The 13,070-nt window shown below is 69.7% G+C and carries 13 protein-coding genes; 8 read left to right on the plus strand and 5 right to left on the minus strand.

Annotated features, from left to right (window positions below; translation table 11 throughout):
• From C0481_RS08290 to C0481_RS08310, 5 genes are all read right to left on the minus strand, one after another.
• Positions 1–972, minus strand: a complete 972-nt coding sequence (locus tag C0481_RS08290; protein WP_293402547.1) for a copper resistance protein B — start codon at positions 970–972, stop codon at positions 1–3.
• A complete protein-coding gene (locus C0481_RS08295) occupies positions 969–2,684 on the minus strand; it encodes a copper resistance system multicopper oxidase (RefSeq protein ID WP_293402549.1) in 1,716 nt (571 codons plus the stop codon). The genes C0481_RS08290 and C0481_RS08295 overlap by 4 nt, the downstream gene beginning before the upstream one ends.
• A gap of 154 nt (positions 2,685–2,838) precedes the next feature.
• Positions 2,839–3,423, minus strand: coding sequence for an RNA polymerase sigma factor (locus C0481_RS08300; RefSeq protein WP_293402551.1), 585 nt, complete (start codon positions 3,421–3,423; stop codon positions 2,839–2,841).
• Entirely contained in the window at positions 3,420–3,857 is a 438-nt protein-coding gene (locus C0481_RS08305) for a periplasmic heavy metal sensor (RefSeq protein WP_293402553.1), read from the minus strand. The genes C0481_RS08300 and C0481_RS08305 overlap by 4 nt, the downstream gene beginning before the upstream one ends.
• Complete coding sequence (locus C0481_RS08310; protein WP_293402555.1) at positions 3,854–4,219, minus strand: hypothetical protein; 366 nt, start codon at positions 4,217–4,219, stop codon at positions 3,854–3,856. The genes C0481_RS08305 and C0481_RS08310 overlap by 4 nt, the downstream gene beginning before the upstream one ends.
• Positions 4,220–4,324: 105 nt before the next feature.
• On the opposite strand from C0481_RS08310, the gene C0481_RS08315 reads away from it, so the two are divergent.
• The 8 genes from C0481_RS08315 (at position 4,325) to C0481_RS08350 (ending at position 12,989) form a co-directional block, all read left to right on the plus strand.
• The gene (locus tag C0481_RS08315) at positions 4,325–5,422 is read left to right on the plus strand and encodes a serine hydrolase domain-containing protein (protein WP_293402557.1); all 1,098 of its coding nucleotides are present in this window, start codon (positions 4,325–4,327) and stop codon (positions 5,420–5,422) included.
• A 76-nt stretch (positions 5,423–5,498) separates the two neighbouring features.
• On the plus strand, positions 5,499–6,191 hold the full coding sequence (locus C0481_RS08320; protein WP_293402559.1) for a response regulator: 693 nt from the start codon (positions 5,499–5,501) through the stop codon (positions 6,189–6,191).
• Positions 6,188–7,363, plus strand: a complete 1,176-nt coding sequence (locus C0481_RS08325; protein ID WP_293402561.1) for an ATP-binding protein — start codon at positions 6,188–6,190, stop codon at positions 7,361–7,363. Before C0481_RS08320 ends, C0481_RS08325 begins: the two co-directional genes overlap by 4 nt.
• A gap of 104 nt (positions 7,364–7,467) precedes the next feature.
• Entirely contained in the window at positions 7,468–8,061 is a 594-nt protein-coding gene (locus C0481_RS08330) for a porin family protein (RefSeq protein WP_293402563.1), read from the plus strand.
• Between the two features lie 162 nt (positions 8,062–8,223).
• Positions 8,224–9,711 (plus strand): TolC family protein, encoded by a 1,488-nt coding sequence (locus C0481_RS08335; protein WP_293402565.1) that lies wholly within the window; start codon positions 8,224–8,226, stop codon positions 9,709–9,711.
• Positions 9,708–10,703, plus strand: a complete 996-nt coding sequence (locus C0481_RS08340; RefSeq protein WP_293402567.1) for an efflux RND transporter periplasmic adaptor subunit — start codon at positions 9,708–9,710, stop codon at positions 10,701–10,703. Before C0481_RS08335 ends, C0481_RS08340 begins: the two co-directional genes overlap by 4 nt.
• Before the next feature lies 1 nt (position 10,704).
• Positions 10,705–11,850: an ABC transporter permease gene (locus C0481_RS08345; protein WP_293402569.1), complete on the plus strand. Its 1,146-nt coding sequence runs from the start codon at positions 10,705–10,707 to the stop codon at positions 11,848–11,850.
• On the plus strand, positions 11,847–12,989 hold the full coding sequence (locus tag C0481_RS08350; protein WP_293402571.1) for an ABC transporter permease: 1,143 nt from the start codon (positions 11,847–11,849) through the stop codon (positions 12,987–12,989). The genes C0481_RS08345 and C0481_RS08350 overlap by 4 nt, the downstream gene beginning before the upstream one ends.
• Positions 12,990–13,070: the final 81 nt, after the last annotated feature.

Here is a 13,070-nt window from a genome sequence, read left to right on the forward strand (position 1 = left end):
CTAGAACCAGGCGCGCACGCCCAGAACGAAACGGGTGTCTTCGACGTCTTCCCCGGCCGCGCGGGCCAGATCGGCGGTGTCGCCGAACTTCCGCTCGTGGGAGACGCCGACGTAGGGGCCGAATTCGCGGCGGAACTCGTAGCGCAGCCGCAGGCCAAGCTCGGCGCTGGTGAGGCCCGAGCCGATCCCCAGTTCGGGAACCTCCTGCGCGGCCAGCTCGACCTCGGCGCGAGGCTCGAGGATCAGCTTCTGGGTGAGGCGCAGGTCGTAGGCGCCCTCGAGCCGAGCCGACAGATCGCCCTTCTCCGAGAGGAAGGCCGCGCCCTCGAGCTCGAACCAGTACGGCGCGACGCCCTCGAAGCCGACGGTGGCGTAGGTCCGTGAGGGGCCGGGCTCGAAGTCGTGCCGGACGCCGGCCTGAAGATCGAAATAGGGCCCGATGGCGCGCGAATAGAGCACCTGGGCCTCGGCCGAATGCAGATCGCCGCCGAACTCGCCCTCGCCCGCCGACTTCAGGACCAGACGGTTGATATCGCCGCCGTACCAGAACTCGCCCTCCCAGGCGTAGGCGTCCTCGTCGGAGCCCGGCCGGACCTCGGCGGTGCTCAGCATCACCTTCCAGGCCTTGCCGCCGCCGTGCTCCTTGGCGAGCTGGGCGCGGGCCGCGGCCATCGCCTGGCGGTCGAAGTAGCGTTCGGCCGCGTAGTCGCCCGGAACCGGCGGCGCCGGCTCGTTCCCAGCCGGCGGCACGTTCGCCGGCGCCGGCATGACGTGCCCGGCGTGGGGATCGGCGGCAGGCGGCGGCATGCTGTGGCCGGCATGCGGATCAGCCGCCGGGGCAGCGGGCATGGCGTGACCGGCGTGCGGATCGGCCGCCGGAGGCGTGGCGGGAGGCGCGTGATGCTCGTGCTGGGCGGCGGCGGGGGTGGCCAGGGCCAGCGGCGCCAGGGCGATCAGAAGCTGGCGGCTCACGCGGCGTCTCCTTCCAGGGGACGCACGGTCACCACGTTAAACATGCCCGCATGCATGTGGTACAGCAGGTGGCAGTGGAACGCCCAGTCGCCGCGCTCATCGGCGGTGAAGTCGAACGCCACCTTGCCGCCCGGCAGCACGTTGACGGTGTGCTTGCGCGGATGTCGCCCCGGATTGCCGGTCACCACCTCGAAGAAGTGGCCGTGCAGGTGGATCGGGTGGGCCATCATCGAGTCGTTGACCAGCACCACGCGGACCCGCTCGTTGTAGCGGAACGGGATCGGGTCCTTCAGGTGGCTGTAGCTCACCCCGTCGAACGCCCACATGAAGCGTTCCATATTGCCGGTCAGATGGATCTCCAGCTCGCGCGACGGCGGCCTGGGATCGGGATTGGGATCGAGCGAGACGAGATCCTTGAGGGTCAGCACCTTGTGGCCGACGTCCTCCAGCCCCTGCCCCGGATCGCCGGTGCGGTCGGCCGGCATCGGCGAGATCATCTGCACGCCGGGGCCCAGTTTCACCTGCGGCGCGTTGCGCGGATCGAGCATGGACATGCCCGAGTGGTCCATCTCCATGCCTTCCATGCCGGGCATGGCCGAGTGGTCCATGCCCATGTCGCGCATGTTGAGCAGCGGTCGCTTGCGGAGCGGCGGGACCGGCGACGTCATGCCGAGGCGTGGGGCCAGCGTGGCGCGGCCCATGCCGGAGCGGTCGGCCGCCTCTGCGACGAGCGTGTAGGCCTGATCGGCCATCGGCTGGACCACGACGTCGTAGGTCTCGGCCGGAGCGATCTGGAATTCTTCAACGTCCACGGGAACGACGTTCTGGCCGTCCGTCTGCACGACGCTGAGCTTCAGGCCCGGAATCCGGACGTTGAAGATAGTCATGGCGCCGGCGTTGACGAAGCGCAGCCGCACGCGCTCGCCCGGCGTGAACAGGCCCGTCCAGTTGTCCTTCGGCCCATGGCCGTTGATCAGGAAGGTGTAGGTCGACCCGGTGACGTCCATGACGTCGGTGGGGTCCATCAGCATCTTGGACCACTCTTTGCGGTCCTTGAACGACTGGTCCTCGCCCTTCAGCAGGCCGGCGACGGTCTGCTTCTGCATGTTGAAGTAGCCGGCGTGCGCCTTCAGCTTCCGGAAGATCTCGTGCGGATGCATGAAGCTGTAGTCGGACAGCACGATCACGTGCTCGCGGTCGGACTTCACCGGATCTTCGCCGGCGGGGTCGATGACGATCGGCCCATAGTGGCCCATCTGCTCCTGCAGGCCCGAATGGCTGTGATACCAGTAGGTGCCGGCTTGGCGGACCTTGAACTCATAGTTGAACGTCTCGCCCGGCTTGATGCCGGGGAAGCTGACGCCCGGCACCCCGTCCATCTCGAACGGCAGCAACAGGCCGTGCCAGTGGATCGAGGTGTCCTCGTCGAGATTGTTGGTGACCGAGAGGCGGACCTGCTGGCCCTCCTTCAGGCGGACCAGCGGCGCGGGCACCGTGCCGTTAACGGTGACCGCATGGCCGGCCCGGCCGTCGACCTTGAAGGGCGTGTGCCCGACGGTCAGGGCGATGTTCTCGCCGGACACGGTCGGCAGGGTGCTGGCGATGCCCGGGGTTCCGCTCTGCGCCCAGGCCGGCAGCAGCGCGCTCAGCGCCGCCCCGCCGCCCAAGGCGGACGCCCCGCGCAGCAGTTGACGTCGATCCAAGTGGTTCATGGGCGGCCCTTCGAAGCAAAGCCCGCCACGCGCAGGAAGGCGCCGACGGGTCGGGTACAGGTCGTTTCAGTCATGGCGGGAAAGGAACAGGTTCCCATGGTGGGAGGGTCAAGCGAGCGGTCAAAATGAGATACGCGCGTCCGATCGTTTTCCCTCAGGCCGGCCCCGCCAAATCCTCGATCTTCAGCAATTCGGCCAGCCGCCGACGTGCGCGATAGACCCGCGTCTCGATGGTCTTCGCCGAAACGCCCAGCACCTCGCCCGCCGCTTGCTGGGACAGCTCCTCGAACACCGTCAGGATCAACGGCTCCTTGAGCTTGGCCGGCAGCTGGGCGATCGCCCTGTCCAGCGCGCGGCGCCGTTCAGTGGCGATCAGGCTACTGTCGGCGCGGGGCTGCGGATCGGGCGCCGCGGCGACCTCCTCGCCGCCCGGATCGGCGCCGAAGAACACTCGCCTCACCGTCTCGCGGCGGCCGCGGTCACGGCATTTGTTGAGCGCGATGGCGCGCATCCAGCTGGAGAACGAGCGTCCAGGATCGTAGCGCGCCAGGTTGCGCCACGCGGCGACGAAACTCTCCTGGACGACTTCGTAGGCGGCGTCGGCGTCGCCGACGTAGCGACGGACGAAGCGGTACAGCCAGTCCTTGTGGCGACGCATGAGCTGGGTGAACGCGTGATCCTCGCCATCGAGCGCCCGTCGGGTCAGCTCGGCGTCGGACGCCTCGTCGGGCCCGGTCACTTCGCGTCTTCGGTCAGGGCCTCCGACACGCGTCTGTCGAAGATCGCGGCCTGTTCGGGGGTCAGGATCGCCCGCATCTGCAGGATATGGACGACCGTCTCCTTCTGGAGTTCGCCCATCACATCGTGGAAGTGCTCGATCGCGGTCCGCACTTCGGGGGAGTACTCGTGCTTGGCGTTGATCGCGCCGGCCAGCTCGGCGTTGGCCATCCGCAGTTCGGCTTCACGGGCGCTGCGGGTGATGGAGAACTCCCGCTCGATCGCCTGCAGCTGGCGGCTCTGCTCTGCGCTCAGGCTGAGCTTGTCGTGCATGAACTCGTGCAGCGACGGCTCTTGCTTGGCCTTGATGACATAGGTCGCCCCGCCCCAGGCGCCGAGTCCCGCCGCCAGGGCCGCGAGCAGCACCGTCAGGATCGCACCGCGAAGTCCGCTCACCGGCGCGCTTCCAGCAGGGTCGAAGGTGCAAGCCGGCTGTCCAGGGCGAAGACCGACGTTTCCTTCGGCGCGGCGACCGCGGCCACCGCCGAGGCGCTGCCGACCGCAGCGCCGACGACCAACGCCATGACCACGCTCGCCATGCGGACGGGGGCAAAGCCCAACGCGGAGGCGCGCTCGATACGCGCGCCGCCGATCCGCCGCCAGACAGCGGGTTCGAGCTGGCTCAGATCGCGGTCCGCTCCCTGCGATCGCAGGCCTTCGACCAGTTCATCCAGCGGGTGGTTCATCGACGACTCCGAATACGTCACGCCATGTAATACGCGACCGCCACGCAAATCCCTCAGCTTTTGCAGATGCACCGCGCCTCCGGGCGCGCGGGAGTTGCATCCACCGGGGCGCCACCTGACATCCATCGAGCGTCCACAGTCCCGCCGCACGGTGGATGGCGCCGTCGAGGATCATCCATGCCAGCCGCCATCGCCATCGAACCCCGCCTGACCGATCTGGCGATCAAGGCCGCGCCATTGCTGGAGGTGCGACTGGCGAAGTCACGCGCCCCGGCCCTCGCCGCCGCCGTGGTGAACCGCAACGGCGTGGTTTGGTCCGGCGCCGCCGGCGTGCGGCGGCGATCGCAGGAAACGCCGGTAAGCCACTCCGATCGCTGGCATCTTGGCTCCAACACCAAGGCCATGACCGCGGCGCTGTTCGCCCGCCTGGTGCAGGCCGAACTCGCACGCTGGGACGCTCCCCTCCCGAGCCTGTTTCCAGGCCTGCGGGCGCATCCGGCGTGGGAGGCCCTTACGATCGCCGATCTCCTGCGGCATCGATCGGGCCTGCGCGACCGCGGCCTGGTCGACGCCGAATGGATCGTCGCAGCGCGCTCCTCCCCTGCCCGGGCAAGCGAGCAGCGCAGCGAGCTAGCGGCGCGGGCGCTGGAAGCGCCGCCACGTCGCCGCGATCGCAGGTTCGCCTACGCCAACGCCAACTATGTGATCGCGGGCGCGGCGATCGAACGGATCACCGGCCAGACCTGGGAGGACGCCATGCGCACCTGGCTGATCGAGCCGCTCGGCATGAGCTCGGCCGGCTTCGGCGCGCCGCGCGGCGATCAGCCCTGGGGCCACCCGAGCCGGATGGCGGGGTTTGGCGTCGGGCCGGCGATCGACCCGCAGCAGCCCGAGGCCGACAATCCGGCCTTTCTGGGTCCCGCCGGGACGGCGCACATGTCGCTGAACGACCACGCCCGGTTCGTGCGGTTGTTCCTCGCCGACGGCGCCGGGTTCCTGACCCGCGCCAGCATCGGCGCCCTGACCACCCCGCCGACCGGCGAGCCCAACGACTATGCGTTCGGCTGGGGCGTGATCGCCGACCGCCCGTGGGCCCAAGGGCCCGTCCTGCTGCACGAAGGCTCGAACACGCTTTGGCATTCGGTGGTCATCGTCGGGCCGCAGCGCGGGCTGGCGGTGCTGACCGCCGCCAACGCCGCGGGGCCCGGCGGTCGCGCCGCCCAAGGACTGGCGCTGGACCTCCTCAAGCTATACGCAGGCGTCGACCGGCCGTGAGCATCCCACGGGTGGATGCGCACGGGCTGGCCTAGTTCTGCGCCAAATCTCCACAATCCCCCGGCTCGTGGCCCGCATGGACAACGCCCTCATCCTGATCGTCGAAGACGAGCCCGAAATCGCCGAGATCCTCGACGCCTATCTCGGACGCGACGGCTTCCGCACAGTGCGCGCGGCCGATGGGGTGACAGCGCTGCAGCACCACCGCATGCTGCGTCCCGACCTCGTCGTCCTCGACGTCAAGCTGCCGAAGGCTGACGGGTTCGAGGTCCTGGCCGAGATCCGCCGGCGCGGCGATACGCCGGTGATCATGGCCACCGCCCTGGCCGAGGACCTCGACAAGCTTTCAGCGCTGCGGATCGGCGCCGACGACTATGTGGTCAAACCGTTCAATCCGCTGGAGCTCGTCGCGCGCGCTCGCGCAGTCCTGCGCCGGACCCAGGCCCGCGGCGTCAGCCACCTGCTGCGCCTGGGGCCGCTGGAGATCGACCCGCAAGCCTATTCCGTCACCGTCCTGGGCGAGGCGGAGCCCAAGTCGCTCGACCTCACGCTCACCGAGTTCCGGCTGCTGGAACATATGGCCCGCACACCCCGCAAGGTGTTCAGCCGCGCCGAGCTGCTCGATGCATGCCTGCCAGACGGCGACGCCCTGGAGCGCACGGTCGACAGCCATGTCTCCAACCTTCGCCGCAAGCTGGAAGCGGCCGGCGCCGGCGAGTTGCTGGAAGGGGTTCGCGGGGTCGGCTACCGGCTCGCCCACCTGCCATGACCCGCCTGCGCCGCATGCCGCGCCGGCCATGGAAGCTGAGCGCCCAGTTGGTCGCGGCGATGACCGCCGTCGTCGCCCTGTCGGTGATCATCATGATCGGCGGCATGGCGCTGTACTACCTGATCCTCGACAAGGTCCTGCGACTACAGATGCCGCCGCAGGCGCTAGCGGCCTATCACGCCATCGAGGCCAATCGCACGCCGCAGCCGGCGGACTTCCAGATCCTGCTCGATGTCCACAAGGGACTGGAAACCCAGTTGAGCCTGATGGAGCTCGGCGCCCTGGCCGTTTGCGGCGCGGTGGCGCTGACCGCAGGCGTCGCCGCGGCGCTCTGGTTCGCCCGCAGCATCAGCGATCCTCTGCACCGGGTCGCGGCGACGGCGCGCCGGGTGGCGGGCGGCGACCTTGGCGCGCGCGTCGTGCAGCCGGAGATCGGCGGCGGCGCCGGCGAAACGCATCAGCTGATCGCCGACTTCAACCTCATGGCCGACGAAATGCAGCGCGCAGAACGCGACATGCGCGAGAGCGTGGCGGCGATCGCCCACGAGCTGCGCACGCCGCTGACCGTGCTGCGCGGCCGGCTGCAGGGGATGTCCGACGGGGTCTTCGTGCCCGACAGCAAGGGACTGGCTGGCCTGATCCTGCAGGTCGACTCGCTGACCCAGATCGTCGAGGACCTCCGCACCTTGAGCCTGGCCATGGCCGGCCGGCTCCTGCTGCAGCCCGCGAACCTGGACCTGGCGGTGGAGATCGAGGCGGCCGTCGACGCGCTGGCCCCCGATTTCACCGCCGCCGGGTTGATCATCGAGCGCGACCTGCGTCCCGCGCCGGTGCGCGCCGACCCGGCGCGACTGCGTCAGGTGCTGCTGGTCATGCTGGAGAACGCGCGGCGCTACGCGCTGGCCGGCGGGGTAGCCCGGGTCGAGACCCGCCGCGGCGAAGGCATGGTCTATCTGCGGGTCCTCGACCGTGGCCCTGGCCTGCGGGTCGGCGATGAAGAACGGGTGTTCGAGCGCTTCTGGCGGGCTGACGAATCCCGCTCGCGCGACGCCGGCGGCACTGGCCTGGGGCTAGCGGTGGTCAAGGCCATCGCCGAAGCCCACGGCGGCACTGCGATCGCTTTCGCCCGCCCGGGCGGCGGCGCCTGCTTCGAGATCCGTCTGCCGGCCTAGCGCTCCGTCGCCGCTCGGCGCGGCCTGCGCCCGGGCTCCACACTCCCGGCTCAAATGACCCTCGCGCGACCGAGTTGCGGCCGCGCTTCCGAGGAGAGTTGAGTATGAAATTCTGGATCATCCCCCTGGCCGGTGCCCTCTCGCTCGGCGCGACGGCCGCCAGCGCCGAACCGTTCCAGGGCTTCCATGTCGGCGCCGGGATCGGCGGCTCGAAAGTCCAATCTGAAGACGCCATCCCCGGCTTCACCCGCAAGGCCGACAATGACGCCAGCGGGTTCGCCTACCGCGCCTTCGCCGGCTACGACCTGCGAGTGTCGGAGCGAATTGTGATCGGCGCCGAGGCCGGGATCAGCGGCGGCGACAAGAAGATCGAGAGCCGCATCGACACCGCGCGGGTCAAGGTCGATCCGGGCCGCGGCTACGACGTCACCGCGCGGCTCGGCTTCCTGGCGACCGACAACCTGATGCTCTACGGCCGCGCCGGCTGGGCGCGCCAGGACTTCGAGCGCGAAATCCGCTTCACCAACAACGCGACAGTGATCCGCAGCGACAAGGACGTCGACGGCAAGCTGTTCGGCGCCGGCGTCGAGTACGCGGTCTCCGACAACATCGCCGTCCGCGCCGAGTATGACCGCACGGACTTCGACGGCGACCGCAAGCGCGACCGCCTGCTGGTCAGCGCCTCCTACCGCTTCTGATCCTTCGCGGCCGCGCAGTCCCCCATTGCGCGCGGCCGCAAGGGGGCGGCCCCTTGCCCCGGGGCCGCCCCATCCCGCCCAAGACACGCAGGGGTGGAAGCCGCGCCGTTCCGGCGCCATGCTCGATCCGAACGCCCTTGGGCCGTCAGATTCGGAGGCGAGATGGCCGCGCCGCGGTCCTGGATCCGCACGATCGCGACGTCATCGGCGGCCTGGGCCGTCCTCGCCCACGCGGCCGCGGCCCAGGACGGCGCAGCGCTAAGCTTCACCGCAGCCCAGGAGCAGCTGCTCAATCGCTCTGACAACCTCGCGGCGGCGCGGGCCGGCCTGCGCGCCAGCCAGGACCAGGCCGACGCCGTCCGGATGCTGGGGACCCCGTCGATTTTCCTCGACGCCCAACTGCTGCGCTACCAGAAGACCATCGACATCCCCCTCGACCCGGCCAAAGAGCTGGTGCAGTCGTCAGTCGACGGCTTCCTGGCGTCCTTGCCGGCGCTGTTGCCAAACGTGCCCGGCGGGCTGCTCGACGCCATCTCGAACAATGTGAGCCAGGGGCTGTCAGGCGTGCTCAGCGGCGTTCCGGGCGCCGCGCGGCTCAGCACCGAGCAGATCCTGTTTCGCCCCACCGTCGCCGCCGTCGCGCCGATCTATACCGGCGGCCTGATCACCGCGACCAAGGCGGCGGCCAATGCCGGCGTGCGCCAGGCCGACGCCGAACTGGCGAGCGCCGCGGATCTGGCGGTCCTGCGGTTGGTCCAGGCCTACTTCGGGCAGCAGCTCGCACATCAGGTTTTGACCGTAAGCACCGACAATCGCGACGGTTTTGAGCGCCACTACCAAGACGCCCTGAAATTCGAGCGTGAAGGGTTCATCAGCAAGGCCCAGCGCCTGCAGGTCCAGGTGGCGCGCGATGCGGCGGTCCGCCAGTACGACCGCGCGGCGGCCGAGTACGAGACCTCCCGCTCGGTGCTGGCCAAGTTGCTGGACGAGCCGGGCGCCGTGACGCCGACCTCGCCGCTGTTCGTGGGAGCTGCGCCGCTGGAACCGGCGCAAATCTATGTCGCTGCGGCTTTGGCCGACCAGCCGGAGCTGCGCAAGCTCGACGCCCTGCGCGATCAGGCCGCCCAGGGCGTGAAGGTCGCGCAGGCCGCGCAACGCCCGAAGGTCTACGGCTTCGCCGAATACAACCTCAACCCTGAGGACGCGTTCCTGATCGAGCCGGACTGGATCTTCGGGGTCGGGGTTCACTACACGCTGCTGTCCGGCATGAACCGCGGCAAGGCGGTCAGCGCCGCCCGCCAGAAGGAGTTGCAGGCCGGCCACGCCGTGCAGGCCGCGCGCGATGCGCTTGAGACCGCCACTCTGCGCGCGCATCGGCAGGTCGAGACCGCCCGCCGCCAGCACGCGTCGCTGGCGATCAACATCGAAGCGGCGAACGAGAACATGCGGCTGCAGGACCTCGCCTTCCGCGAGGGCCAGGCCAACCCCGCCGAGGTGATCGACGCGCGGGTGGCGCTGAGCATCGCCCAGACCCAGCGCGCGGCGGCGGCCTACGAATACGATCTGGCCCTGGCCGAACTGCTGATCGCGTCCGGCCGCATGCAGCAATACGGCGACTATGTCGCGCGATCGGAGAAGGCGACGCCATGACCGACGCAAGATCTCGCCGCAATTCATTGATCTGGCTGGCGATCGCCGCTGTCGTTGCGGTGATCGCGGTCGGGCTCTGGCTCGCCTACCGGCCCGCACCCGACCAGCTCCAGGGCATGGTCGACACCGACGAGATCACCATCGCCACCAAGGCGCCGCTGTCTCGCGTCGAAAAGCTGCTGGTCTCACCGGGGCAGAGCGTGCGCGCCGGCCAGGAGCTGGCGATCCTCTCCAGCCCGGAGATCGACGCCAAGGCTGCGCAGGCCGCGGGGCTGCTCACCACCGCCGAGGCGCTGCAGTCGCGCACCGACAAGGGCCTGCGCGACGAGGACGTGACCAGCCTGCGCGCGGCCTGGCAGAGCGCCCAGGCCGCTGCGACCTTGGCCCAGAAGACCTTCACCCGCACCGACAACCTGCACCGCGAGGGGGTGATCTCGACCCAGCGCCGCGACGAGGCGCTGGCCGCTCGCGACGCCAGCGCCAAGCAGGCTGAACTGGCGCGCTCGCAGTATCAGAAGGCGCTGAACGGCGCGACGGCCGAGGAAAAGGCGGCCGCCGACGCCCAGGTCCAGATCGCCAAGGCCGGCGTCGCAGAGACCGTCTCGTTGCGCAACGAGACGCGGCTGACCGCGCCGCGCCCCGGCGAGATCTCCAAGCGGATGGTCAACGGCGGCGAGATCGTGCCCCTCGCCTTCCCGATCTTCACGCTGGTCGACCTCGGCGACCTCTGGGTGAGCGTCAACGTCCGCGAGGACCAGTTCCACAGCCTCAAGACCGGCCAGGTCCTAAGCGGCTCGGTGCCCGCTCTGCAGCGCAAGAACGCCCGCTTCAAGGTCGATTACATCAGTCCGCAAGGCGACTTCGCCACCTGGCGCGCCACCCGCCAATCGCGCGGCTACGACGTCCGCTCCTTCGAGGTGCGGCTGCGTCCGGTCGAGCGGCTGGACGGCCTGCGCCCCGGAATGAGCGTGCTGTTCGACTGGCCGCAGTAGCGTGGCCTTCGCCGCCGCCTTCCGCCGCGAACTGGCCTGGCTGCGCGGCAGTCCGTGGGATCTCGGCCTGATGACCATCGGCCCGCTCGCCACCCTCGTCGTGCTCGGTTGGATGTTCGTCGCCAGCGTGGCCCTTCAGTTGCCCGTCGCCTATGTCGACCAGGATCACTCGACGGTCAGCCGGCAGCTGCTGCGCAACCTGGAGGCCTCGCCCCGCGTCGAGGTCGCAGCCCGCCCCGACAGCCTCGCGGCGGCTTGGCCGCTGATCCGCTCGGGCGAGGTCTGGGCGATCGTCTATGCGCCGGAGCACACCGAGCGCGAGATCCTCGCCGGCCGCCGGGCTACGGTCTTCGTCTACGAGAACGCCGCGTTCTATTCGCTGGGCACGCTAGCCTCGCTGGGGGCCTCGGAAGCGATCGGCGGACTGACCGCCGACCTCGCCCCGGAGCTGGCCAAGACCCGCAACCTGCCGCTCGTCCGGCTCTCAGCCCCGCACATCCAGTCGACCGTCCTCTTCAATCGCCAGCTCAGCTACGAGTGGTTCCTCGAGGCGCTGCTGCAGCCCGGGGTGCTGCACCTGATGATGAGCTGCGTGGTGGTGATGGCCGTCGGCCGCGAGCTGCGCGACGGTACGGCCAGGGAGTGGCTCGGTGACGCGCCTGTCTCGGCGCTGCTCGGCAAGCTCGGACCGTACGTCCTGGCCTTTACCGCCTGGAATCTGCTCGGCGTCGGCTGGCTGTGCGGGGTGCGCGGCTGGGGCGTCCACGGCGACATGGGCGTGCTGATCCTTGGCCAATTCCTGCTCTACGCCAGCTACGCGGCGCTCGCGGCGATGATCGTGCTGCTGGTCAGGAACATCGCCACCGCGCTGTCGGCGGTGGCCGTTTATGGCGGACCGGCGATCACCTTCTCGAACGCCACCCTGCCGACCATCGACGCGCCGTTGTTCACCCAGATCTGGAGCCACGCGCTGCCGTTCACCGCCTACATCGAGCTGCAGATGCAGCAGATGTTCATGGGCTCGCCGGCCTCCGCATCGCTGCCGCCGCTGGTGGCTCTGGCGGCCTTCACCGTCGTGCCGTTCGCGATCGCCGTCCTGCTGGCGCGACGCTCCCTTTCGCCCCAGCCAGCGACGGCGGCGGCATGAGGTTCGCCGCCGCCTTCATCGCAACCTGGCGCGCGATCCTGACCCATCGCGCCGCCTTCGCGATCCTGATCCTGGCGACGGTCGCCTACGGCTTCTACTACCCCCTCGCCTACCAGCATCAGACCGCCACCCAGATGCCGCTGGCGGTCGTCGACCTGGACCACAGCGGCCTGAGCCGTCGGCTGATCGCCGACCTCGGCGCCACCGAAGGCGTCCGCCTGGCCCGCGTCACCGGCGACTTCGCCGAGGCCCGCGGCCTGCTTGAGCGGCGCAAGATCGACGGCATCGTGCTGATCCCCGCCGACCTTGAGCGCGGCGTGCTGACCGGAACCGCGTCAGGCGGGCTCGCAATCTACGTCAACGGCGCCTACCTGGTCCGCGCCAGCACCATCGGCTCGACCCTGAAGTCGGTGCTGTCCGGCGCCGTGGAGAGCGCGCTGCAGCCGGCCGCCCGCGCCATCGGTCTCCAGACCCTGACGCCCATCGAGGTCGTCGTGCGGCCGATGTTCAACACCCGCGAGGGCTACGGCAGCTACGCCGTCTCCGGCGTCGCCATCCTCATCGTGCACCAGACCTTGCTGTTCGGCGTGGTGATGCTGGCCGCCGACCGCCGCCAGGCCCTGCTCGGCCACGTTTCCACCCCGGGCTTCTTCGGCGTGCTGGCGGCGTTCGGGGTGCTGGGCCTCGCCAGCACGCTGTTCTATGTCGGCTTCGTCTTCTGGTTTCAGGACTATCCGCGCGGCGGCAATTTCGCCGGCATGCTGGCGGCGACGGCGCTCTACGTGCCGGCCGTCGTGTTGATGGCGCTGCTGGTCGGCAGCTACTTCGACCGGCCTGAGCGCTCGACCCAGGTCCTGGTCTCGATCTCCGCGCCGCTGTTCTTCCTAAGCGGGCTTTCCTGGCCGCACAGCGCGATGCCCGGCCCCCTGGTCGCGCTCGCCTGGGCCGTTCCCTCGACGCCGGGAATCCTGGCGATGATCAAGCTGAACCAGATGGGCGCCCATCTGCGCGAAGTCACGCCGGAGCTGCTGGCCCTCGCAACGCAAGGTGCGGTCTACGGGGCGCTGGCCTACCGGCGCTGGACGCGCCCCGGCCGGGCGTCAGCGACGGCCTCCGAGAACGGCGGCGTCACCCCTTAACCGCGTACGGTAATAAAATTGCAACGCTGCCGAGAGCAATCTGACTCTGGGGCAAAACGCCCTGCGGGCGCGGGCGCTCGC

Origin of the sequence: Phenylobacterium sp. (genome assembly GCF_013822795.1) — a bacterium.
Lineage (GTDB): Bacteria > Pseudomonadota > Alphaproteobacteria > Caulobacterales > Caulobacteraceae > Phenylobacterium.